The organism is Halobium salinum, from assembly GCF_026586625.1.
Lineage (GTDB): Archaea > Halobacteriota > Halobacteria > Halobacteriales > Haloferacaceae > Halobium > Halobium salinum.
Map to the genome: position 1 here is coordinate 179,922 of NZ_JAODIW010000004.1, position 22,167 is coordinate 202,088.

26 protein-coding genes are annotated in these 22,167 nt (G+C 69.7%); 19 read left to right on the forward strand and 7 right to left on the reverse strand.

Annotated features, from left to right (window positions below; all coding sequences use genetic code 11):
* Window positions 1-75 precede the first annotated feature (75 nt).
* The 5 genes from N5095_RS00930 (at window position 76) to N5095_RS00950 (ending at window position 2,862) form a co-directional block, all read left to right on the forward strand.
* Entirely contained in the window at window positions 76-294 is a 219-nt protein-coding gene (locus tag N5095_RS00930; RefSeq protein ID WP_267620047.1) for a hypothetical protein, read from the forward strand.
* 258 nt (window positions 295-552) lie between these two features.
* Window positions 553-1,020 (forward strand): DUF7528 family protein, encoded by a 468-nt coding sequence (locus N5095_RS00935; protein WP_267620049.1) that lies wholly within the window; start codon window positions 553-555, stop codon window positions 1,018-1,020.
* A 158-nt stretch (window positions 1,021-1,178) separates the two neighbouring features.
* Complete coding sequence (locus tag N5095_RS00940) at window positions 1,179-1,568, forward strand: hypothetical protein (protein WP_267620056.1); 390 nt, start codon at window positions 1,179-1,181, stop codon at window positions 1,566-1,568.
* Window positions 1,569-1,650: 82 nt separating this feature from the next.
* Entirely contained in the window at window positions 1,651-2,613 is a 963-nt protein-coding gene (locus N5095_RS00945) for a DUF1028 domain-containing protein (protein WP_267620058.1), read from the forward strand.
* Window positions 2,614-2,715: 102 nt separating this feature from the next.
* Window positions 2,716-2,862 carry a hypothetical protein gene (locus N5095_RS00950; RefSeq protein WP_267620060.1) on the forward strand — a complete coding sequence of 49 codons (147 nt, stop codon included), beginning with the start codon at window positions 2,716-2,718 and terminating at the stop codon, window positions 2,860-2,862.
* Window positions 2,863-3,278: 416 nt separating this feature from the next.
* On the opposite strand, the gene N5095_RS00955 is transcribed toward N5095_RS00950, so the two are convergent.
* Complete coding sequence (locus N5095_RS00955) at window positions 3,279-3,563, reverse strand: amphi-Trp domain-containing protein (RefSeq protein ID WP_267620063.1); 285 nt, start codon at window positions 3,561-3,563, stop codon at window positions 3,279-3,281.
* A gap of 328 nt (window positions 3,564-3,891) precedes the next feature.
* On the opposite strand from N5095_RS00955, the gene N5095_RS00960 reads away from it, so the two are divergent.
* Window positions 3,892-4,167, forward strand: a complete 276-nt coding sequence (locus N5095_RS00960) for a PadR family transcriptional regulator (RefSeq protein ID WP_267620064.1) — start codon at window positions 3,892-3,894, stop codon at window positions 4,165-4,167.
* Here N5095_RS00960 and N5095_RS00965 read toward each other — a convergent pair.
* Entirely contained in the window at window positions 4,152-5,420 is a 1,269-nt protein-coding gene (locus N5095_RS00965) for an AI-2E family transporter (protein ID WP_267620066.1), read from the reverse strand. The genes N5095_RS00960 and N5095_RS00965 overlap by 16 nt on opposite strands.
* Before the next feature lie 114 nt (window positions 5,421-5,534).
* Here N5095_RS00965 and N5095_RS00970 point away from each other — a divergent pair, with 114 nt between their 5' ends.
* Together N5095_RS00970 and N5095_RS00975 are read left to right on the forward strand one after the other, a co-directional pair.
* Complete coding sequence (locus N5095_RS00970; RefSeq protein ID WP_267620068.1) at window positions 5,535-6,863, forward strand: MgtC/SapB family protein; 1,329 nt, start codon at window positions 5,535-5,537, stop codon at window positions 6,861-6,863.
* 37 nt (window positions 6,864-6,900) lie between these two features.
* A complete protein-coding gene (locus tag N5095_RS00975; protein ID WP_267620070.1) occupies window positions 6,901-8,280 on the forward strand; it encodes a class-III pyridoxal-phosphate-dependent aminotransferase in 1,380 nt (459 codons plus the stop codon).
* Window positions 8,281-8,365: 85 nt separating this feature from the next.
* On the opposite strand, the gene N5095_RS00980 is transcribed toward N5095_RS00975, so the two are convergent.
* The 3 genes from N5095_RS00980 to N5095_RS00990 all read right to left on the reverse strand — a co-directional run bounded on the left by N5095_RS00980 (window position 8,366) and on the right by N5095_RS00990 (window position 9,563).
* On the reverse strand, window positions 8,366-8,599 hold the full coding sequence (locus N5095_RS00980; protein WP_267620072.1) for a hypothetical protein: 234 nt from the start codon (window positions 8,597-8,599) through the stop codon (window positions 8,366-8,368).
* 332 nt (window positions 8,600-8,931) lie between these two features.
* A complete protein-coding gene (locus N5095_RS00985; RefSeq protein ID WP_267620074.1) occupies window positions 8,932-9,255 on the reverse strand; it encodes a ribbon-helix-helix protein in 324 nt (107 codons plus the stop codon).
* A 59-nt stretch (window positions 9,256-9,314) separates the two neighbouring features.
* Entirely contained in the window at window positions 9,315-9,563 is a 249-nt protein-coding gene (locus N5095_RS00990) for a hypothetical protein (RefSeq protein ID WP_267620076.1), read from the reverse strand.
* A gap of 366 nt (window positions 9,564-9,929) precedes the next feature.
* Here N5095_RS00990 and N5095_RS00995 point away from each other — a divergent pair, with 366 nt between their 5' ends.
* Both N5095_RS00995 and N5095_RS01000 read left to right on the forward strand, forming a co-directional pair.
* Window positions 9,930-10,139, forward strand: a complete 210-nt coding sequence (locus N5095_RS00995; RefSeq protein WP_267620078.1) for a hypothetical protein — start codon at window positions 9,930-9,932, stop codon at window positions 10,137-10,139.
* Between the two features lie 104 nt (window positions 10,140-10,243).
* A complete protein-coding gene (locus tag N5095_RS01000) occupies window positions 10,244-11,200 on the forward strand; it encodes an HhH-GPD family protein (RefSeq protein ID WP_267620080.1) in 957 nt (318 codons plus the stop codon).
* A gap of 37 nt (window positions 11,201-11,237) precedes the next feature.
* On the opposite strand, the gene N5095_RS01005 is transcribed toward N5095_RS01000, so the two are convergent.
* Complete coding sequence (locus N5095_RS01005) at window positions 11,238-11,648, reverse strand: PPOX class F420-dependent oxidoreductase (protein ID WP_267620082.1); 411 nt, start codon at window positions 11,646-11,648, stop codon at window positions 11,238-11,240.
* Window positions 11,649-11,767: 119 nt separating this feature from the next.
* On the opposite strand from N5095_RS01005, the gene N5095_RS01010 reads away from it, so the two are divergent.
* From N5095_RS01010 to N5095_RS01040, 7 genes are all read left to right on the forward strand, one after another.
* Window positions 11,768-12,436: an NADPH-dependent FMN reductase gene (locus tag N5095_RS01010; RefSeq protein ID WP_267620084.1), complete on the forward strand. Its 669-nt coding sequence runs from the start codon at window positions 11,768-11,770 to the stop codon at window positions 12,434-12,436.
* 238 nt (window positions 12,437-12,674) lie between these two features.
* The gene (locus N5095_RS01015) at window positions 12,675-13,262 is read left to right on the forward strand and encodes a thymidine kinase (RefSeq protein ID WP_267620086.1); all 588 of its coding nucleotides are present in this window, start codon (window positions 12,675-12,677) and stop codon (window positions 13,260-13,262) included.
* A 16-nt stretch (window positions 13,263-13,278) separates the two neighbouring features.
* Window positions 13,279-13,917: a YIP1 family protein gene (locus tag N5095_RS01020; protein WP_267620088.1), complete on the forward strand. Its 639-nt coding sequence runs from the start codon at window positions 13,279-13,281 to the stop codon at window positions 13,915-13,917.
* Between the two features lie 49 nt (window positions 13,918-13,966).
* Complete coding sequence (locus tag N5095_RS01025; RefSeq protein WP_267620090.1) at window positions 13,967-14,230, forward strand: hypothetical protein; 264 nt, start codon at window positions 13,967-13,969, stop codon at window positions 14,228-14,230.
* Between the two features lie 126 nt (window positions 14,231-14,356).
* Window positions 14,357-16,501 carry a DHH family phosphoesterase gene (locus tag N5095_RS01030; protein WP_267620092.1) on the forward strand — a complete coding sequence of 715 codons (2,145 nt, stop codon included), beginning with the start codon at window positions 14,357-14,359 and terminating at the stop codon, window positions 16,499-16,501.
* A 108-nt stretch (window positions 16,502-16,609) separates the two neighbouring features.
* The gene (locus tag N5095_RS01035) at window positions 16,610-17,293 is read left to right on the forward strand and encodes a 2'-5' RNA ligase family protein (RefSeq protein ID WP_267620095.1); all 684 of its coding nucleotides are present in this window, start codon (window positions 16,610-16,612) and stop codon (window positions 17,291-17,293) included.
* Between the two features lie 96 nt (window positions 17,294-17,389).
* On the forward strand, window positions 17,390-18,700 hold the full coding sequence (locus tag N5095_RS01040) for an aminoglycoside phosphotransferase family protein (protein WP_267620097.1): 1,311 nt from the start codon (window positions 17,390-17,392) through the stop codon (window positions 18,698-18,700).
* Between the two features lie 12 nt (window positions 18,701-18,712).
* Here N5095_RS01040 and N5095_RS01045 read toward each other — a convergent pair whose 3' ends face one another.
* Window positions 18,713-19,558 carry a helix-turn-helix transcriptional regulator gene (locus N5095_RS01045; protein WP_267620099.1) on the reverse strand — a complete coding sequence of 282 codons (846 nt, stop codon included), beginning with the start codon at window positions 19,556-19,558 and terminating at the stop codon, window positions 18,713-18,715.
* Window positions 19,559-19,746: 188 nt separating this feature from the next.
* Here N5095_RS01045 and N5095_RS01050 point away from each other — a divergent pair, with 188 nt between their 5' ends.
* Both N5095_RS01050 and N5095_RS01055 read left to right on the forward strand, forming a co-directional pair.
* A complete protein-coding gene (locus tag N5095_RS01050; RefSeq protein ID WP_267620101.1) occupies window positions 19,747-20,859 on the forward strand; it encodes an SAM-dependent methyltransferase in 1,113 nt (370 codons plus the stop codon).
* A 9-nt stretch (window positions 20,860-20,868) separates the two neighbouring features.
* Window positions 20,869-22,113 (forward strand): MFS transporter, encoded by a 1,245-nt coding sequence (locus N5095_RS01055; protein ID WP_267620104.1) that lies wholly within the window; start codon window positions 20,869-20,871, stop codon window positions 22,111-22,113.
* The last annotated feature ends 54 nt before the right edge of the window (window positions 22,114-22,167 follow it).

The window sequence follows — 22,167 nt, forward strand, 5'->3', positions numbered from 1 at the left end:
CGCGTCCACTAAGGGTGTCTGTCACTGACCATGGGCCGTCGTATTTACCGGAGGCGTTCCGGAGCGACACCGACCATGTCGAACGAACGACCCGAAAGCGACGAGCCGACGACCGAGACGGAGCTACAGGCGGCCCTCGGGCAGTTGTTCCGGGCGGCACAGCACAACGGCGTCGACGTCCGCGGTGGGTGGAGCGTCCGCCAGGACGGCGACGGCGGTCCGTATCTGGGTGTCGAAGTGACGGAGGTCGTCTCGGAGAACTCGGGGGGGACGGACCGACACCTTCGTGAGTAACCCGCCGGTCGACGAGTCAGCGAGCCCTCGGCGGGAGGACCGCGAAATCGGGAGGTGGTCCGACAGTCGGGCCTGCACGACCCGACCGCTTATCCCGTCGGGCGGACGTACGTGTGACCGTGATGTCGTCGAACGACACGACACGGTCGGACGCGGAGGATAGCGGAAGTCGCCGCGAGGCGGCTGGTCGCGAAATTCTCGGGCGCTGATTCGGAGCGGCGACCCGAAAGCGACGCGTCGACCGACCGGGAAATCGAAGTGACCTGTTCGGCCGACGGCGCCGAGTTCCGCCTCTCGCTCGGCCGGGAGGAGCACACGCTCTCCAGAGCCGGAGCGGTCGCGTTACGCGACGCCCTCGGCGACGCGCTCACCCGACGGGAGACGTACTTCCGCACCGTCGGCGAGCACCGCGAGGACGGGAGCTACGTCGTCTCCCGACGTGGCGCCGACTCGGCGGGCCACAGCAAGGTGTTTCGTTCCTTCGAGGAACTCGAACGGTTGTACGAGCGCCTGCCCGCGACGTTCACCGCGAACGAGGTCGGCCGGTCGGGACTCACGGGCGGGCGCCGGCACATGCTCGTCCGGCACCTCGCCGAACACCCGGCGTTCGACTGCGGGTTGACGAGTCAACAGCCGCTGACGGCGCGAAAGCGTGGGTCGAACTCGGAGGGGAAGCCGGCCACGCCGTCGTCCGCGGAGGCCGACCCTGCGGAGGCCGACGACTGACCCGTCGCCGACGGCGAGGCCACGCCGACGAGCGGAAGCCGATGGACGAGAGCCGGTCGGCGGAGGGAACCATCCGGTCCCGGCCGGTGTCGCTTCGCCGAGACTCCCCACACGGCCCCGTCGGATAAGTGACAGCCGCCGGTACGTCGAGGCGGACGATGGCACTCACAGTCACCGCGAGCGTCGTCGGAACCGTGCTGAGCTTCCTCGTCGTCGCCGTCGCGACGTACGTGAGCACGGCCGTCTTCACCGAGAACTCCAGTTTCGGGTACTCGCTGGTCACGGCCGCCATCACCTCCGTGGTGTGGTTCGGGGTGACTTACTTCGTCTCGGGGACGCTCGGCCTCGCCGGCTTCTGGGTGGCCCTCGGCCCGGCCCTGGCCGTGGTCGCGTACATCCTGGTCGTGGACCTGCTCTACGGCGGCGGCATCGGGCAGGCGGTCGCCATCTCGGTGGGGACGTGGGTCGGGGCGTTCGCCATCCTCTACGTCGCGGCCTACTTCGGCTACAGCTCCTTCCAGGCCATCGGCGTCCCGCCGGGCGTCTGAGGCGGCCGAGACGCCACGAGGCGCCGAACCCGGCAGTTTCCGGCTGGTGAACCCTTTTGTCGGCGCGCCCCGACCGCCCGTCATGACGTTCTCCATCGTCGCACGCGACCCGGAGACGGGCGCGGTCGGTGTCGCCGTCCAGTCCAAGTTCGTCAGCGTCGGCTCCGTCGTCCCCTTCGCCGCCGCGGACGCGGGCGCCGTCGCCACACAGAGCTTCGCCAACGTCGCCTACGGCCCGGACGGGCTCGCGCTCCTGCGTGACGGCCTCCCGGCCGACGAGGTCGTCGAGCGCCTGACCGCCGAGGACGACGAGGCCGCCTCCCGCCAGGTCGGCGTCGTCGGCGCCGACGGGTCGGTCGCCGCCTACACCGGCGAGGAGTGTTTCGACGTGGCCGGTGACCGGCAGGGCGAGACCTACACCGTCCAGGGGAACATCCTCGAGAACGAGGCGACCCTCGACGCGATGGCCGACGCCTTCGAGTCGACCGACGGCGGCCTCCCCGAACACCTCCTCGCCGCCCTCCACGCGGGCAACGACGCCGGCGGCGACAGCCGCGGCGAGCAGAGCGCCGCGATGTACGTCGTCAAACCCGAGGGCGGGTACGACGGGAAGAACGACCGCTGGGTCGACGTGCGCGTCGACGACCACGACCACCCCATCGACGAGTTGGAGCGCGTCTTCAAGATATACGACGTGACGTTGCTCGAACGCGAGGCCCCCGAGTCGACCCGGGAACTGTCGGGCGAGACCGCCCGGGCAGTGCGCGAGACGCTCGCGGGCCTCGGGTTCCTCGATTCGGTCGCGGTCGACGACGGGGGCGACGAGGGCGACGGCGGCGACGGGGACGACGTGTTCGGCGACGAGGAGCGCGAGGCGCTGGAGGCGTTCCGCGGGATGAACAACTTCGAGAACCACTCGCTGCCCGTTCTGGAGGACGCGCTGGCGCGAGGCTGGGACGACGCGGCCGGTGACACCGCCAGCGACGGGGAGGCGCGGATGGTCGACGCCATCTGGCACGGCCTCTCGCGACTCGACCGGAAGTAGCGCTCGTGGGGTCTCGTTCGCGGTCCCGTAGACGCGCCGCGCGGGGTGGACGGACCGACCGGGGCCATGGGGTTGATGCCCACTCGTGCCCGAAGAGGCCGTATGCGAGACGAGGCGGAAATCAGAGAGCAGTACGAGTTCCTCGCGGAGCAACTCGAATCCGACGAGATGAACCACCAAAGCGTCAAGCAGATGTTCACGTACTACAAGCGGGCGCTCGGCTGGGTGCTCGAAGAGGAGCACATCTGAGCGGTCGGCCCGTCCCGGGGAGTACGTCGGCCGACGACGAGCGCGCGTCGGCTCCGTCGGATGTGTCGGGTACGGCACGTCCGTCGGCCCGTGCGGTAGGTTTAAGTGATATCCTGTGATACGTGGAAGTGACGCTTCGCTTTGGAGGGCCGAAGCGTCAGCGGGGACCAATTCAGGGCGGCAAGCATCCACGCGGTTTCCGCGTGGCTTGCTTTCCTTTCGAACTCGCGTCGGCGAGCCGTCGCTTCGTCCGTTCTGCCGTCGTGTGCGCCGCGTACGTAGTCTCCCTGTTCTGTATCCCACCGCAGGAGTGTCGGGGACAGTATCGTCCGTGTCCCGAGCGGCCGCTCCGGGTCTGCGGTCCCACACGGGTACCCGATAGCTCGGCGGGAGAAGAGGAGCGGAACGCGCGCCGACTACTCGATAGAGAGGTCGCCGCCGGCGTCGTCGCCGCCGTCCTCGTCCCACTCGAGTTCGAACTCGACGCTCAGTTCGCCCGGACCGCCGGCGCTCGACGTCTCGCGCTCGGCCTTCACCTCGAAGGTCGGGCGTTCGGGAACGTCGAGCGTCACCGACTCGCTCCCGGCAGAGAGCGTCACCGCATCACCCGCATCCAGTTTATCCGCGACCGTCCGGAGGTACTCTGCGATCTGCTCGCGGCTCCGTGCCGATTCCGTCTTGAACAGGACCTCTTCTGGCATGGGGTCGTCTACGACGCGGGGGGACATAAAGCGCGGCGACGACCCGGTCGAGTCGAGAGTCGGTCGGGTCGGCTCTCGGGGTTCGCGGTCGTCGAGCCACGGTCGTCGTGTCCGTAGTCACCGGCCGCCGTAACCGACGGGGCGTGCAGTCGGGACAACATGTCGTGTTGGTGGTGGTATCGAATTAGCAGTGTCTCGGACGGGCGAACCGTTCGGCAAGATGGAGGTTCGGTCGAGCGGGAGAACCGGGAGCCGTCGGTCGAAATCCGCGACTGCTGGCCGGTATGCTTATTTTATTCAGATAAGAATCTCCGCGTGTACATTTACCATGTACGACCTGACAGGATTTCAGCGGGATCTGCTCTACGTCGTCGCCGGGCTGGAGGAGCCCCACGGGCTCGCTATCAAGGAGGAGCTCGAAGACTACTACGAGAAGGAGATTCACCACGGGCGGCTGTACCCGAACCTCGACACGCTCGTCGACAAGGGGCTGGTCGAGAAGGGAAAGCAGGACCGGCGGACGAACTACTACACGCTGACTCGCCGCGGCCGACGCGAACTCGACGCCCGGCAGAGTTGGGAAGCCGACTATTTGGAGGACTGACCGCGGTCGGCTGACTCGTCGCCGGTCGTCTCCTCGCCACCGTCCGAACTGGGCGTCGGGTCGTGTCCCGGGTTCCGACCGTCGCCCGCGTTCGCGGGCTCGCCGGCGGGCGGGGTCGCCTCGTCGCTCGCGACCGGGTCGTCGACGAGGTACGACGGGTCGAGCGCGTACGGCTGGATACGCTCGCCGGCCATCAACTCGGGGAGGACGATTTGTGCGAAGTGAACGAACAGGACGAGGAGCATCGGCATGAGGAAGATGCCGTACCAGCCGAACAGGAGCGGGCCGAACGTGTACGCGATCATCACCGCGCCGACGTGGAGGCTCCGGCCCGAGACGTACGGCCGGAGGACGAGGTCGGGGATGGTGTCGACGACGACGAACGACAGCAGCGCGAAGGCGACGACGAACCAGATGGCGCCGGAGCCGGGGCCGACGAGCGCGACGCCGGCCATGTACAGCGCGACGGGGACGTACACGAGCTTCATGCCGACGACGGGGATGAGGCTGGCGACGCCGGCGAGGAGGCCGACGAGCGCCGGGGCCGGCACCGACACGCCCTCGGGGGCGAACACGTTCAGCAGGGAGTAGGCGATGACGCCGATGGTGCCCGTGAGCGCCGCGTTGAGGATGTTGCCGAAGAAGATGCTGTTGAAGTCGCGGTCGACGGCGCGGGCGTAGGACTCGACGACGCCGCCCGCGTCGCCGAACCGTCCGAGGAACCACCGCGAGAGCGTGTGGTCGTCGCGGAGGAGGTAGAACGCGAGTGCGAGCATGACGAACAGGTGGACGAGCGCGATGCCGAGGACGGCGAGCGTGCCGGCGGCGGCGCCGAGTTGGGCGATCACCGCGGAGACGCTCCCGAAGGAGAGGTAGTCGACCAGTCCGCTCTGGAACAGCGTCGCCGGGTCCGCGATGGCGTCGAGCAGTTCGGGGTCGACCCCGTAGTCGCTGGGGTCGAAGGGCGTGTTCTGTCCGATTCGGAGGAGTTCCTGTGAGACGATGGCGAGCGCGTAGGCCACGAGTCCGAGCGCGGGCAGGACCAGCGCGAAGATGGAGACCGCGGCGGCGAGGCTCGGCGACCCGACCCGCCGCCGGATGCGCCGATACACCGGGCGGGTAGCGTAGTAGATGAACACTCCGAAGACGAACGTGCCGACGAACGAGTAGACGACGAACACGAGCGCCAGAAAGAGGAGTGCGCCGCCGAGCCACCAAGCGAGCCTCGAGCGGTCGACTTCGGTGAGCGACATACGGAATGTGGCGCCCGGGGAGGGCAAAAGGGTGTCGCGGCGGGCCGGCCGAGTAACGAGCACTCACGAGGTGGCTACAAGCTATATACTAGCGGGCGTCGTAGCCGACGGCCCATGCCGGTCGAAGTCGTGTTGCAGGGTGTCGACGGCGGCGGGGTGTTGACGAACCCCCTCGACGACCCGGTGGTTCGCGTCGTCCTCGCGGCGGCGCTCGGGCTCTTTCTCGGACTCGAGCGGGAGTGGTCGCGCAAGTCGGCGGGGATTCGGACGTTCTCGCTCATCAGCCTCGTCGGCGCGGTGTTCACCATCGTCGCCCAGGAGTCGGACCTGGGTGTCTCGCTTCTCACCATCGGCGGGGTGCTCGTCATCGTCCAAGGCGTCCTGTTGGCGGTTCAGGGGCTCAGAAACGGCGAAGAGGACTCGCTGTCGCTCACCACGTCGATGTCGATGATGGCGGCCTACGGGGTGGGCGTGCTCGTCGCCGCCGGCTACGTCCTCGTCGGCGTCTCCGTCGCCGTGGTCTCCTCGCTCCTGCTCGTCCTGAAGCGGGAGCTCCACGGGTTCGCCGGGGGGTTGACCCGGGAGGAGATGCGCTCCTCGGTGGAGTTCGCCATCCTCGCGTTCGTCGTCTACCCGCTGCTGCCGGCCTCCTACGAGGTCGACCTCGTCGGCGAGTTCACCTTCAGGCTCGAACCCCAAGTCGCGTGGCTGATGGTCGTCACCGTCGCCGGTATCGGCATCGTCAACTACGCACTGGTGCGGAGCTACGGCGGTCGGGGCGTGGCGGTCACGGGATTCTTCGGCGGACTGGCGTCGTCGACGGCGGTGGTCGGCACGATGCTCGACCAGGTGCGTCAGCGCGCGGACGCGGTGTCGTTCGCCGTCGCGGGGGTGTTGCTCGCCGACGCCGCCATGGCGACCCGCAACCTCCTCATCGCGGTCGCCTTCACGGTCGCGTCGGGCCAGCCGCCCCTGGTGGGAGCCGTCATCCCGCTCGGGGTGCTCATCGTCGGCTCCTTCGTCGTCGCGTGGCTCGCCGCCGATTGGGGCGCAGAGGTCGACATGGACCTCGAGAGCCCCTTCTCGCTGTGGAACGTCCTCGCCTTCGGCGCCGTCTTCCTCGTCATCCTCGTCGGCGGCACCGTCGCCCAACAGGAGTTCGGCAACGTCGGCTTCTACGTCAGCGCCCTCCTCTCGGGGTTGGTCTCCTCGGCGGGGACGACCACCTCGGCCGTTCTCCTCTACCGGCAGGGGAGTCTCGGGGTCCAGCCGGCCGTCATCTCCATCCTGCTCGCGACGGGGTCGTCCATCCTCGTGAAGGCCGGACTCGCGGCGGCGGGCCCCGAGCAGTTCCGCAATCGGGTGGCGGTCTGGAGTCTCGTCCTGCTCGCGGCCGCGGGCACGGCGACGGCGGCGACGTTCGCAATCTTCGCCCCTACCTAAACGAATTTTTTAACACCCCCGATTCCGACTTCGCCGCATGGACCGCGAGACGGCCGAGCCGCGGGTGGACGAGATGCCCGGGAAGCGGGCGCGGGAGTGGGTGGAACACCACCACCGCAACGCCGCACCGAGCACCTACGTGTACGACTTCGTCTGGGACCTCTCGGGTGACGCCGAGGGGCCGTTCTGTACGGACGTCGACGGCAACGTGCTCATGGACTTCACGAGTCACGTCGCCGCCGCACCGCTGGGGTACAACAACCCGAAGGTGATGGACACCCTCCGCGAGTTCGACCTCGTCGACCCGACGAAGATCGCCGGGCAGGACTTCTACGTCAGCGACGGCAACCCGCCGGACCAGTCCGAGTTCCCCGGTCCGACTCAGCTGATGGACAAGCTCGTCGAGTTGACGGACCACTACGGGATGGACACGGTCTTCCTCTCGAACTCGGGTGCGGAGGCCGTCGAGAACGCATTGAAAATCAGCTACGACGCCTCGGGCGGGGCCAAGTACGGCATCACCTTCGAAGGGGCGTTCCACGGCCGGACACTCGGGACGCTCTCGCTCAACCGCTCGAAGGAAGTGTATCGACGAAAGTTCCCCGAGATTCCCTCGATTCACGACGTGCCGTTCTGTGACGACCGCTCCTGTTCGCCCGCGACCTGCTCCTGTGGGTTCTTCCGCGGCGTCGGCGGCGGTCGGGACGGCGAGGGCGAGGACGACCCCGTCTCCGCCCTCCGCCGGAAACTCGACCCCAAACGGGGACACGTCAACCCGGAGGAGGTCGCCTACCTCATCATGGAGCCCATCCAAGGTGAGGGCGGCTACCGTTTCCCGAGCGACGCTTTCGCCGAGGAGGTCGCGAGCGTCGTCGAGGAGCACGACATCACGCTCGTCGCCGACGAGATTCAGTCGGGCGTCGGCCGGACGGGCGAGATGTGGGGGTCGGACCACTACCCCTTCGAACCGGACATCATCACCGGCGCGAAAGGGTTGCGCGTCGGCGCGACGATATCGAGCAAGGACGTGTTCCCCGAGGAGCGCGCCCGGCTCTCCTCGACGTGGGGCGCCGGGGACATCGTCTCCTCGCTCCAGGGCGTGCTCACCCTCGAAGCCATCGAGGAACACGACCTACTCGCCAACGCGACCGTCCGCGGTCGGCAGTTCAAAGAGACCGTGCGCGACGCGAACCCCGAGGGCGTCGTGGACGTGCGCGGGAAGGGGCTCCTGCTCGCCGTCGAGTTCGACTCGAAGGAGCGCCGCGACGCCGTCCAGGAGGCCGCCCTGAAGCGCGGCCTGCTCACTCTCGCCTGCGGCTACAAGGTGCTTCGCATCCTCCCGCCGCTCGACGTGACCGAACGCGAAATCTCACTCGGCGCGGACCTGCTCGAAAAGTCCATCGCGGACGTCTCGTAGCTCACGCTTCGGCTCGCATCCTCGGTCGGTGCACACCGGGCTTCCGGTGAAAATACATAGATTTGATAGGTCGGCGGAGGGGTCGTTAGTCGTCGGCGTCCGTGGCGTCGGCAGGGTCGTCGGTCTCGGCGTCCAGCGCCGCTTCGAGTGCCGCGACCCGTCGTTCGAGGTCGGTCTCGCGGTCCGTTCGGCTGGCCCACCGCGCCCCGAGGCCGGCGCCGACGAGGACGCCGCCGACCATGCCGGCGAAACCGAACGCGAAGCCGACCGACCCGCAGAACAGGGCCGCGCCGACGACGACGCCGTCCTTCCAGTCCATGGCGGATGCTCGTCACGATGTCGGATAAACGACCCGACCGTGAGCGACGTGTTCCCACACCGGGTTTCCGGTGAAATCCAAGTTGCGTTACAGGAAGTGCGGTTGGGCTGGGAGACGTAGTCACTGGGAGTCGTCCAGCCGACTGGCGCGTGCGTCGCGGCGCTCCGTCGCCGCGACACTCGCGCGAGGGCTGAGCGAACGGAGTGAGCGAAGCGGGTGGGGAGGATGAGGCACAGAGCGTGCCGGCCCGTCGCGGCCGGCTCGCTCTCGCGGGCCTGGTGGACATGAAAAGGGCGAGCCAGCGCGCGCTCCGGCGCGCTGGCGAGGGCTTTCTACATCTGATACCGACGCTCGTCGTCGCGCTGGGGGTACTGGTCCTGGCCCGTCATCTCGTCGTAGGTCATCCCCGAGAGGTACTCGTCGTAGGTCACGTCGTAGGCGCCGCGGAGCTGGAAGTCCATGTCGCCGGTGTCGACGGTGGTGCGGAACAGCTGGTGGACGCCGCGCTGGATCAGCTCCGATACGTCGTCGGTGCCGAAGACGGCGACGAGCATCGCGAGCTCGGTTCGGGTCTCGCGGTCGAGGTCGAGTTCGACCGGGTCGTCGAGGTTCGAGTACGCCTTCGTCACGTCGTCGTTCAACTCGTCGAGTCCCATGGTCGTGGCTGTCGGCAGGGGAGGGGATACGGGTTTCGCCTCTTTGCTGTATCGTAGAATCAGAGGTCGGCGTCACAGTAGGTACACGTCGCGTCGTCGGTCGAGTTCGGAGCCCCACAGGCGGTGCAGTTCACACGGTCGGTGGGTCCGGTGCTGTGCTGTCGGGTGTAGAGGTGGAAGGCACCCATGCCCGCGGCAGCGACGAGGAGAAACACGGGAAAGGCGAGCAGCGGACCGAGGCCGACGAACACGACGCCGACGAGGAGGACGGCGGTAGCGACGCCGAGGACGTGGAGGGCCGTGGACACGCACTATATTTTCGGTAGGATGACAAAAGTGTGCCGAGCGGTACGTCGACATTCAATTGAATCGAGAGCAGGGGGACGTTTCCCACCCGGACCGACGAAAGCCCCCGCCCGCTCGCCGTCGCTCGACTCGCTGCGCGCTTCACCGCTCACTCCGTTCGCGGCTCCAGTGCTTACGTCGCGAGCGACGGCGACCGCCCGGCCCCTTTCGGAGCCCCACCCACAGCACCGCACCGCCTCACGCCTCCCCACCCTCCGTGCGGCTGGCACGAGGCCAGCCGAGGTCCCTCGCACGACGCGCCGCGACACGGAGTCGCGGCGGCGCGCGCCGAACGGCCTTCGGGCCGCGAGCCACCGTGCGAGGGCTGAGTGAGCGTAGCGAAGGAAGCGGCTGGGGAGGACGTGGATACGGTAGGCGGGGCTTCAGAAGGGGCCGTGTCGCCGGAGGCGGAGCTTCCGGCCGCTCGCGAGAGCTTCGTTCTCGCCCAGTTCTCGGGGAAGGACGGCGACGTGAGCACCGCGGGGAGGAACGGAGTGACGACCGAGGAGCACAGCGAGCCGCGCGACCCGAGAACGTAGGGGCTTCCGGGCGCCACCACAGAACCGACCGTCCCACCCGCTCCGAGGCCAACTCAAGAAACCCGAACCAGCACCGATAAACCCGGCCCACCGTACCCGAACACATGAGCGATTCGCCGTCCGCCGACGCCCTCCCGGAGTCGCTGCAGGAGAGCACCTTCCCGGAAGGGGACACCCGCGAAGCCGTCCGACGGGCCCTCGTCGACTGGTACGAGGAGGACCACCGGGACTTCCCGTGGCGCCGCACGCAGGACGCCTACGAGATTCTCGTCTCGGAGGTGATGAGCCAGCAGACGCAACTCGACCGCGTCGTCCCCGCGTGGGAGGACTTCCTCGAACGCTGGCCGGCCGTCGCCGACCTCGCCGTAGCCGACCGGAGCGACGTGGTCGCGTTCTGGACCGACCACTCGCTCGGGTACAACAACCGCGCGAAGTACCTCCACGAGGCCGCCCAGCAGGTCGAGGAGGACCACGGCGGCGAGTTCCCCACCGACCCCGACGGCCTCCAGGAGCTGATGGGCGTCGGCCCCTACACCGCGAACGCGGTCGCGTCGTTCGCCTTCGACAACGGCGACGCCGTCGTCGACACCAACGTCAAGCGCGTGCTCCACCGCGCCTTCGACGTGCCGGACGACGACGCGGCGTTCGAGGAAGCCGCCTCCCTCCTGATGCCCGACGGCGAGTCCCGCGTCTGGAACAACGCCGTCATGGAACTCGGCGGCGTCGCCTGCGGGAAATCACCCGACTGCGACGGCGCGGGCTGTCCGTGGCGCCGGTGGTGTCACGCCTACGAGACCGGCGACTTCACCGCGCCCGACGTGCCGACACAGCCGGAGTTCGAGGGCTCGCGCCGACAGATGCGGGGCCGAGTCGTTCGCGCCCTGGGACAGTACGACGAACTCGCGCTGGACGACCTCGGGCCGCGCGTCAGAGTCGACTACACGCCCGACGGCGAACACGGCCGCGAGTGGCTCCGGGGACTCGTCGACGACCTCGAATCGGACGGCCTCGTCGCGCTCTCGGAGCGCGAGGCGGAGACGGTCGCGAGCCTCCGGCGCTGAGTGACGGGGGCGACCGCCGCCGACCGCCCGCTCTCGCTCACTCCGAACGCGACGGGGGCGTCTGCCCGACGACGTTGTCCGGTCTAATCACGAGGACGACGCGCTCCTCGGCCCCCGGCCCGTCGTACTCCCGTCGACCGGTGTAACGCTCGGCGAGGTCGTCGAGGTGCTCCCGAGCCCCGTCCGTCCGGTGCTCGACGACCTCGCCGCGAACCGAGACGTAGCGGTAGGGGTTCTCCGGGTCCGCGACCGCGAGCGCGACCCGCGGGTCGCCGCGGACGTTCCGGTCCTTCCGGGTGTCCGGGACCGTGTTCACGAGCACGTGCTCGCCGTCGAAGTCGACCCACGTCGGGGTGACGTGGGGCGAACCGTCGGGCAGGAGCGTCGCGACGAACGCGAACGAGCGTTTCTCGAAGAGGTCGCGGTACTCCTCGGGGATGACTGCCATGAGGGAGGGAGGCGCTCGGTCGGGATAACCCTGCTACCGGTCGAGGCGAGGAACCGCCGACGGCGAGCGGCCGCTCGACCCGGCGGCGTGTTTTTGTCTCCCGACTCCGACCCACGCCTATGAGCGACGCCGACACCGAGCGTTCGGACGCGACAGCCGACGGGACCGACGAATCGGTCACCGGAAGCGAGGAAAGCGGCCGCGACGGCGAAGCCGACACCCACGTCGTCGCCGTCTGCGGGAGCTTGCGCGAGCACAGCTACACGCGTCTCGGGCTCGAAGTCGCGCTCGACGGCGTCCGCGAGGCCGGCGGCACGGGCGAACTGCTCGACCTCCGCGAGCTCGACCTGCCGGCGCTGAACGCCGACGAGGACACACAGGGCGACAGCGCCGTCCTCACGGAGCGCCTTCGCGACGCGGACGCCGTGCTCCTCGGGACGCCGATGTACCACGGCTCGTACTCGGGCGTGCTGAAGAACGCGCTCGACTACGCCGGCTTCGACGAGTTCGAGGGGAAGACCGTCGGCCTGCTCGCGGTCGCCGGCGGCTCGTTCCCCGTCACGGCGCTCGAACACCTCCGCTCGGTCTGCCGCGCGCTGAACGCGTGGGTCCTCCCGCACCAGGTGGCGATTCCGCGGGCGAGCCGCGCCTTCGAGGGCGGCGTAGTCGTCGACGACGGCATCGAAGAGCGGGCGCTAGTGCTCGGCAGGAGAGTCGTGCAGTTCGCACACATTGAGGCCGACCCTCGAACGTTCGAGAGCGGCCAGAACGTCGGCGGCAGTCGGTGACCCCAGCCACCCGACCGCACCGACGAACGAAGGCAACCGACGCCCGTCCACCCCGGTATGGCAGTCGGAGCGTGGGCGTGAGGGTCCCACCCCTCAGTGACACCGTGTCACGCGAGGACCTTCGTTATGTCCCCCTTGCAGGTCGGTAACGTGAGATTAGCGGGCGCGACTGTCGATTCCCGTGGACGGTCACGCCGAGTGACAACGGTTTAGTAGCCCGCTCGCACCGGGGGGAAACGTGCACGCCATCACGAAGAGCGGCTGGGTCGAGGTCATCACGGGGTCGATGTTCTCGGGGAAGACCGAGGAACTCCTCCGTCGACTCCGCCGCGCCGAGATCGCCGGGCAGTCGGTGGCGGTGTTCAAGCCGGCCGTCGACGACCGCTACGGGGAGGCGACCATCGGGTCGCACAACGGCCGCCAGTGGGAGGCGACCGTCGTCGAGAACGAGGGCGAGGGAGTGTGGGAGATAGACGACCGACTGAACGGCGAGGAGGTCGTCGCCGTCGATGAGGCGAACTTCTTCACCCGCGAACTGGTCGACGTCTGCGAGGCGCTCGCCGCCGACGGCCGCCGCGTCGTCGTCTCCGGCACCGACCAGACGTTCCGCGCGGAGCCGTTCGAACCGCTCCCCCAACTGATGGCCCTCGCCGAGTACGTCGACAAACTGCAGGCCATCTGCACGGTCTGTGGCGAACCCGCCTCCCGGAACCAGCGGCTCATCGACGGCGACCCGGCCCACGCCGACGACCCGACCATCCTCGTCGGCGCCGAGGAGTCCTACGAGGCGCGCTGTCGGAACTGTCATACCCTCCGCAGCGACTAGGTCGGAGTAGAGACCCGTGACGACCTGGATAGAGAACCCCGAAGGCGGCCGCGACCGCGGTCCGGCGGGCTTCGCCCGGGCCTGGCTCGAAGCCCTCGTCCGCCCGCGACGCTTCTTCCGCAACGGAATCGCCCCCGGCGACCAGGCGCCCGGGCTGGCGTTCGGCGTGTTCGTCGCGCTCTGTTACGTCGTCGGCCTGCTCGCGTTCTCGCCCGAGCCGGTCGTCGGCACCGAGACGATTCCCCTCGTCGCCGGCAGCGAGGCCGCCACCGCCACCCTGCTCCTGCTCGCCGTCGCGCTGTTCGTCGCTCCCGCAACCCTCCACCTGACGGCGGCGCTCCAGACGCTCCTGCTCATCGCCATCGTGCCCGACCGCGGCGGGGTGAGCCAGACCGTCCAGACTATCGCGTACGCGACCGCCCCGTGTGTGTTTGCCGGTCTGCCGGTCCCCCTCCTCCGGGTCACTTGCGCCGCCTACGGCGCCCTCCTCTTGGTCGTCGGCGTCGCCGTCGTCCACCGAGCGTCGCCCGTCCGGGCCGTCCTCGCCGCCGCCGTCCCGGCGGCGCTCGTCTTCGGCTACGGGTTCGGCGGGTTCGCGGCGGCGGAGGCAGTCCTCGCCGGCGACGGTCTCGGCGTGGTCGCGGGAGTCGTCTAACTGCCCGCGCGGTGGCCGCGCTTATCCGGCGGCCCCGCGAAGCCCGGCCATGCTCACGCTGAGCCTCGACGACTTCATGGTCGAACTGGCGGAGGGAACGGTCAAGCACGTCGGCGCCGCGAACACGGCGGCGACGGTCAAACTGTACCACGTCGACGAAGCCGAGGCCCGGGCCTTCGGCGACTCGCAGGTGAAGTTCGCCTTCGAGGACGGGGAGGGTAACGAGGTGGAGGTCGCACTCGACCCCGAGGCCGTCGAGTCGCTCCTCGCGGACGTGGAGGCGGTCCGCGAGGAAGGTGTCGTCTTCGAGTAACGACCGGTCGGCCGACACGCGCGAGGAATCCTCGGCTTCCGACGGCGTTCGCCGACGAATTCGACGAAAGAATCGCTGAGCGACTTTCGACAACCGTTTTAGGGCGGAACCGTTCTATCGATTCAAATGGGTTCGTGTATCATCTGTGGTACGCCTGTGGACGGGCGTATCTGTGAGTCCCACCAGGAGGACGTCGTCTTCGAATTCCGTGGCGACAGCGCCGACCAACTGACCCCCAGCCGGTTCTACACCGGCGTCGTCGACGGTTACGCCGACTTCGGCGTGTTCGTCGACCTCGCCCCGGGCGTCACCGGCCTCCTCCACCGTAGCGAACTGGACCAACGCCTCGAGAGCCTCGACTGGGAGGCGGGCGACACCGTGTTCGTCCAGGTGAAGAACGTCCGCGACAACGGCAACATCGACCTCGGGTGGTCCATCCGTCAGCGCGAGCGGGAGTTCCGCGGCGCGCTCGTCCAGGACGCCGAGGGCGACCACGACCCCGAGGAGGAAAGCGAGAGCTCGGGGGGCGAGCGTGAGGCCGAGTCGCCCGCCCGCGACGGCGGGACGGCCGCCGAGTCGACCGGTCCCGGGCGCGACGCCGAGGACGCAGACGCCGGCGAGGGCGCCGACTCCGCGGCCGACGTCGAGGCCGGCGCCCGAGGATACGGTTCGGACGACGGCGACGAGGGGAGCGACGCCGGCGACGGAGCTGAGGCCGAGTCGGACGACCGCGACGCCGAGTCAGAGCCGACCGCCGAACGCGAGCGCGTCGAAATCGGCACGCTCACCGACCGCGTCGGCGAGGACGTGCGCCTCGAGGGCGAGGTCGTCGGCGCCCGCCAGACCGGCGGCCCGACGGTGTTCGAAGTTCGCGACGAGACGGGCGTCGTCGACTGCGCCGCCTTCGTCGAAGCCGGCGTGCGCGCCTACCCCGACATCGAGGTCGGCGACATGGTCCGTCTCGACGGCGAGGTCGAACGCCGCCGCGGCGAGATTCAGGTCGAGACCGAGGCGCTCCTCGCCCTCGACGGCGAGGAGGCCGAGACGGTGAGCCAGCGACTCGCCGACGCCCTCACCGACCGCGCCCGACCCGAGGGCCTGCTGCCGCTCGCGGAGCACGACGCCGTCTCCGAGAGCTCCGAGCGCCTGCTCGACGCCGCCGAGGCCATCCGACGCGCCGTGCTCGAATCGCGCCCCATCGTCGTGCGCCACGCCGCGACCGCCGACGGCTACGTCGCCGGCGCCGCCGTCGAGCGCGCCGTCCTCCCGCTCATCCGCGAGGAGTACGCCAAGAGCGACGCCGAGTACCACTACTTCACCCGGCGCCCGCTCGACGACGTCGTCTACGGGATGGACGCCGCGACGAACGACGTGACGCGGATGCTCCAGGACCGCGACCGCCACGACGAGAAGCTCCCGCTCGTCCTCCTGCTGGGGACGGGGAGCACCTCGGAGTCGCGTGACGGCCTCGGTCTGCTCGGCGTGTACGACGCGAAGCGCGTCGTCGTCGACGCCGTCGCCGCCGACGATGACGTGGCCGAGGACTGCGAGACGCTCGTCGCCCCCGAGGGCGCAGACGACCTCTCGACGGGCGCGCTCGCCGCGAACCTCGCCGCCGCCGTCAACGACGACGTGCGCGAGGACCTCGCGCACCTCCCGGCGGTCTCCTACTGGGAGGACGCTCCGGAGGCCTACGTCGACCTCGCGAGCGAGACCGGCTTCGACGCGGAGCGCACCCGCGAAATCCGCGAGGCGGTCGCGCTGGAGGCGTACTACCAGTCCTACGAGGACAAGCGCGAACTCATCACCGACCTGCTGTGGGCCGACCCCGACGCCGAGGACGGCGCCGACGGCGGACTCGCGAGCCACGTCAGCGAGCAGTTCCGCGTCAAACTCGACGACGAGGTCGAGACCGCCGAGGCGAACATGACCGCGAAGGGCGAGGGCGACGTGAAGTTCTCCGTCATCGACACCGATGCGTTCACCCACCGCTTCGACTTCCCGCCGACGACGCTCCTGCTCGACGAACTCCACCGCCGGAACCGACAGGGCGAGCAGTTCGTCACCGTCGGCCTCGGGATGGACGAACTGTACCTCCGCTCCACGAAGTCCCTCGACGTGCGCGCCGTCGCCGAGGCCGCCCGCGAGGAGGCGCCGGAGGCCGGCATCGCCGCCAGCGGCGTCCGACAGAACCGCATCGAGTTCCTCTCGGGCGCCCGCGACGAGGTCGAGACGGCCGTGCTGAGCGCGGTCGCCGCGCAGTTCGAGTAAGGTCCCGGATACGACGGAACGCGACCGGAGCGGTCCGCCGACTCGCCGTTTCTCCCGCCGCGACACCCGCCAGTTACAGCTTTGTCTCTCGGCCCCGACCTCCCGACGATGTCCGACGCGTACGCCGAGGCCTGGGCGGCACGCCGCGACCTCGACCCCGTCGTCGACCGGTTCGACCCGGTTCCCGGCTGTGGCCGTCGCCTGACGCTCGTCGTCGACCTCGAGTCGGGGCCGGCCCGCGAGGCGCTCGACGCGGCCGCTCGCGACCTCGACCGCTTCGACGCCCTCCGAAGGCTGCCACCCGCGTGGTTCCACGTGACGGTGAAGGGAGTCGGGCTCGTCGGCGACGACCCGACCGCCGAGCGCGACCTCACACCCGAGGCGGCAGAGCGCGTCGAGCGCCGAATCGACGACGCCGTCGCCGGCGCGGATATCGAACCCTTCGAGGTCGCGCTCCCCCGGCTCAACGTGTGGCCGACGGTCGTCTTCTGTGAGGCTCGCGAGGCCGGCGACTCCCGCGACGAGGGGACCCTCGCGCGACTCCACCGGCGCGTGCTCGACCTGCCCGAAGTCCCTCGGGGGGAGTTCGACGGCGCCGCGTACACGCCACACGTGTCGCTCGCCCACTTCGTCGGCGACGACCCGAACGACGTGGCCGCGGCGGTCGACTGGCTCGAAGCGAACCGTACGGTCGACGCCGGTCGGCTCCGGGTCGAACGGCTCCGGCTTGTCGCGGACGACCCGTCGAGCCCGGAACGCCGGTTCGAGACGGTTCGCGAGTATCCGCTCTGAGCGGCCGGGACCCCTCGGCCGACGGCGAGGAGTACAACCCGCCGGGGTGCCGACGGCGCTATGTCCGCTCCCCACGTGGGGTCCGTACGCCTCCATATGACTGAGCAATCTACCGAGACGGGAGTGGCCCCGCCCGTCACCGACCCCGGTGCGGCGCTCGACCGGCGCGTCCGTGCGGTCGACCGCGCCGAGTTGACGCCCGTGGTCCGGACCGTCGTCGGCGACGCCGCCGCGACGGTCACGAAGTGGTACCGCGACCGGATGCGCGCCGGCGCCGGCGGCGGGTACGGCGGCACCGCCATCTGGCGGTTCGCGGGCGTCGCCGCCCTGGACGACGGAAGCGAGACGGCGTGGACGGTCGTCCTCAAGACGGTCGCCGAGCGGGTCTGGGAGCGACCGACCGACCCGGCGTACTGGCGCCGCGAAGCGGAGGTGTACCGCTCGGGCGTCGCCGCCGACGCCCCCGGGCTGGCGATGCCACGCTGTTACGCCGTCCGCATCTTCGAGGGGGAGGGGTGCTGGCTCTGGCTGGAGGACCTCGCCGAGGGCGCCGTCCGCGGTCCGGCCGACACGCTCGCCTCGCGGCGGGCCGCGGCCGTCGAGCGCCCGGGAGCGGAGTCCCGAAGTCGAGGCCGCCGTACCGGGGCGACCCGAGGCAGCGACGAGACCGAGGGCGAGGCCCACTGGACGCTGGAGGACTTCACCGTCGTCGCCTCCGACCTCGGGCGGTTCAACGCGCACTTCGCGCACCACCCGGTCGAGCCCCGCCCGGACTGGCTCACCGTCCGCGCGTTCGACTTCCGGCAGACCGCGCCGACGGTCGCGCTCGTCGACTCCCTCCCCGACGACGACCTCGTCCGCGAGGCGTTCCCGGGCGAGCAGGCCGACCGCTTGCTCGACGCGTGGCACGCCCGCGACACGCTACTCGCTCGCAGGCGGGACCTGCCGACCACGCTCTGTCACTTCGACGCCTACCCGCGGAACCTCTTTCTCCGCCCGAGCGAGGACGGCCCACAGACCGTCGCGGTCGACTGGGACCAACTCGCCGACGGCGCCGTCGGGGAGAACGCCGCCGCGCTCGTGATGTTGAGCCTCGTCTGGGCCGACTTCGACCCGCGGCGCGGCGAGCGTCTGGCGGACGTGGTCTTCGACGCGTACCTCGACGGGCTCCGGGAGGGCGGCTGGGAGGGGGACAGCGAAGACGTGCGGGCCGGATTCGACGTCCACCTCGTCCTCCGGTGGCTGGAGTTCGTCGGTCGACACGTCCGCTGTCTCGCCGACCCGACCATCCACGAGTGGCTGTCGGAGCTGATGGGTCGACCGGTCACGGAGATGCGCGAAGTGCTCCCCGAAATCAACCGGCTGGCGTTCGGGCGGTTCGCGGCGGTCGAGGCGGCGGGGCGCTGACCCGGCGGCCGTTCAGCCCGTCGAGAGCGGCTCCGAGTCGTCGCGGTACGTCCGCCAGACGCGCTCGGCCCACTCCCGCGCCAGCATCGCGTCGGTGTCGACGAACACCCGCATGGTTCCCGTTTCGTCGTCGTAGCCGGCGATACCGACTCGGTCGTCGAAGATGGCGAGTCCGTACGGGAGGGCCTCGCGCGTGTGGAGGGTGAGCCGCCCCACGTCGACGGCAGAGCGGACCTGTTCGAGCGAGTCGTCGTCGAGCGACTCGACTACCTCGGGGAGGTAGATGAGTTCGACGTCACGGTCGCCGAACAGTTCTTCGTACGGGGCGAGTGACGGCGGGACGATGTGCGTGGTGTTGAAGCCACGGAAGGAGTCGCTCCGCCGGAGGAGCGTCAGGAATCGGGTCATCGGCGCGTAGGGGTCCGCCGGCGTCAGCACCGTCACTGTCGCGTCGGCGAACGGTTCGACGACGAACTCCTGGTGGTACTCACAGATGCTGTCGAGCAGCGGAGCGAGGCGGTCGGCGGCGAGGAGGTCGCGCTCGAACGAGAGCACCGACTCGGCGACCACCTGTCCCTTACCCGTCAGCCGGAACTGCCCGTCGACGCGTTCAGCGAGGTCGTGGTCGTCGAGCCAGCGGGTGAACCGGTGGCTCGTCGCACGGGAGACGTCGAGCTCCGTCTCGATGTCGCGGCGGTCGCGCGGGCCGTCGAACAGCAGTTCGAGCAGTGGCCCGTGGCGAATCACGTCCAGCAGCGTGTCAGTGTCGAGCCGACCCGTCGGTGAGGGGAGCCCGTCCAAGTGCCGCAGTTCGAGCGCGTTCCGCACGATTTCGTCGAAGACGCTGTTCTCTGGCATGTGAATCCTCGCCGTCGCCGGAGCCACGACTATCGATAACACGGTACGTGGCCGCACGGGATAACGGTGTCTCACGAGTCGAGCGACAGTTCACGCGGCGAGACACGGCTCGCACCGAGCGAGCGCGTTCTTTCGATGATTCGACTCTCAGAAATCAACTATAGCACGTCCCGGGGCCTCGTACGAGTATGGCAACCGACCCCAGCGAACTCGAATCCGAACCGACCGAGGCGGCCGACGCGTTCGCCGAGCGGCTCTTGACCGACGCCGCCGGGGCGTTCACGGTATTCCAGGTGTACCTCGGCGACCAGTTGGGATACTACCGGACGCTGGCGGACACACTGGACGCGCTGACGGCCGAGGAGCTCGCGGCCGCGACTGGGACCGACGAGCGATACACCCGAGAGTGGCTCGAAGCGCAAACCGTAGGGGGCGTACTCACGGTCGCGGACGCGAGCGGCGCCCCCGACGGGCGTCGGTACCGACTGCCCGAGGCGTACGAGCCGCTTCTCGTCGAAGAGGAGCATCTCGACTTCCTCGCGCCGCTGTGTCAGACATTCGTCGGCGCGGTGGGACCGATAGAGCGGGTGGTCGACGCCTACCGCACCGGCCAGGCTATTCCCTTCGAGGACTACGGAGCGGACCTCCACGAAGGGCAGGCGCGGATGAACCGGCCGGCGTTCCTCCACCAGCTCGGACAGGAGTGGATTCCGACCATGGCCGACGTAGACGAACGGCTTCGGAGCGACCCCGACGCCCGAGTCGTCGACGTCGGGACCGGCCACGCGTGGTCCAGCATCGGCATCGCACGGGTCTACTCGGACGTCTACGTCGACGCCGTCGACCTCGACGAGGCGTCGGTGGCGGTCGCACGGGAGAACGTCGCCGCCGCCGGACTGGACGACCGAATCGAGGTCCACCACCGCGACGCCGCCGACCTCGACGGTGCGGGCGAGTACGCACTCGCCACCGCCTTCGAGTGCGTCCACGACATGCCCGACCCCGTCGGCGTCCTGCGGACGATGCGCGAGGTCGTCGCCGACGACGGGGCCGTCCTCGTGATGGACGAGCGCGTGGGCGAGACGTTCACCGGCGAGTCCGACCTCGTCGAGGGGCTGATGTACGGCTGGAGCGTCTTCCACTGCCTCCCGGTCGGCCGGACCGAGGAGCCCTCGGCCGAAACGGGGACCGTGATGCGGGAGGAAACGCTGCGCGAGTACGCCGAGGAGGCGGGGTTCTCGAAGGTGGACGTGCTCCCCATCGAGAGCTTCTTCTTCCGGTTCTACCGGCTGACGCCGTGAGCTGAGACGATGACGACGACATCCACTCGAAAGGTCGACTCCGACTCGAGCGCCGACGCGTCGGGCGTCCCGTGGGACTCCCGGACCGTACGGCTCGTGCTGTCGAGCACGCTGCTCGCGCCGCTCGGCGTCCCGCTCGTCAGCCCCGCACTGCCGGCCATCCGCGACGCGTTCGGCGTGACCGACGCGGAGGCGAGCCTGCTCGTCAGCGCGTACTTCGTCGTCGGTATCGCTTTGTCCCCGTTCGTCGGGGCGCTGGCCGACCGTATCGGCCGGCGCCGCGTGCTCGCCGGGAGCCTGCTCGTCTTCGGGCTGACCGGCGGTGTGACCGCGTTCGCCCCGTCGTTCGACGCGGTAGTCGCACTCCGAGCGGTGCAGGGGACTGCCGCCGCCGGCATCTTCGTCTCGACGGTTACCGTCATCGGCGACGCCTTCGACGGGCCACAGCGCAACTCGGTGCTCGGCGTCAACACGGCCGTCCTGTCGGCCGGGGCGGCGCTGTTCCCCATCGTCGGCGGCCTGCTGGTGGCCGTCGCGTGGAACGCACCGTTTCTGACCTACTTCGCGGCCGTCCCGCTCGCCGTCGCGGTGTACCTGTGGCTCGACGAACCGGGCGCGTCGGGGGGACGACGGCCGACGTGGGGCCGAGCGTACGCGCGGGGCGTCCTGCGGGACCTCCGGCCCCCGGCCACGCTGTCGCTGTACGTCGCGACGTTCGCCGGGGAGTTCCTGCTGTTCGGCGCGGTGCTGACGGCGCTCCCGTTCCTGCTCGTGGACTCCTTCGCGCTCGCGGCGGTACTCGTCGGCGCGGTCATCACGACGGCCGAGGTGGCGTCCGTCGCCGTCTCCGCGGCCAACGGCCGGTTCGCGCGGCGGGCCTCGAACCGTCTGCTCGTCGCCGCCGGCTTCGGCTGGCTGGGCGTCGGCTTCGTCGCCGCGTGGCTCGCCCCGACGCCGGTGCTCGTCGGGGTCGCCATGCTCGCCGTCGGGGCCGGTATCGGGCTGGTCCTGCCGTCGGTCGACGCCGAGTTGTCGGGCGCGGTCTCCGATGCCCACCGCGCCGGGGCGCTGTCGCTCCGGAACAGCACGACGTTCCTCGGACGCGCCTCGGGACCGGTCGTCTTCGCCGGCCTCGCCGCGACGACGGGGTACCAGCCGCTGCTGCTCGCCGCCGGGGTCGCCGCGTTCCTCGTGGCCGCCGTCTCGCTGTCGGTCCCGGCGAGGCCAGTACCGGAGGATATTGGCGCGGTTTGAGGCGGTCGGCGACTTTTTTTCGGATGCGAGGCGACGACCAGTGACACGACCACT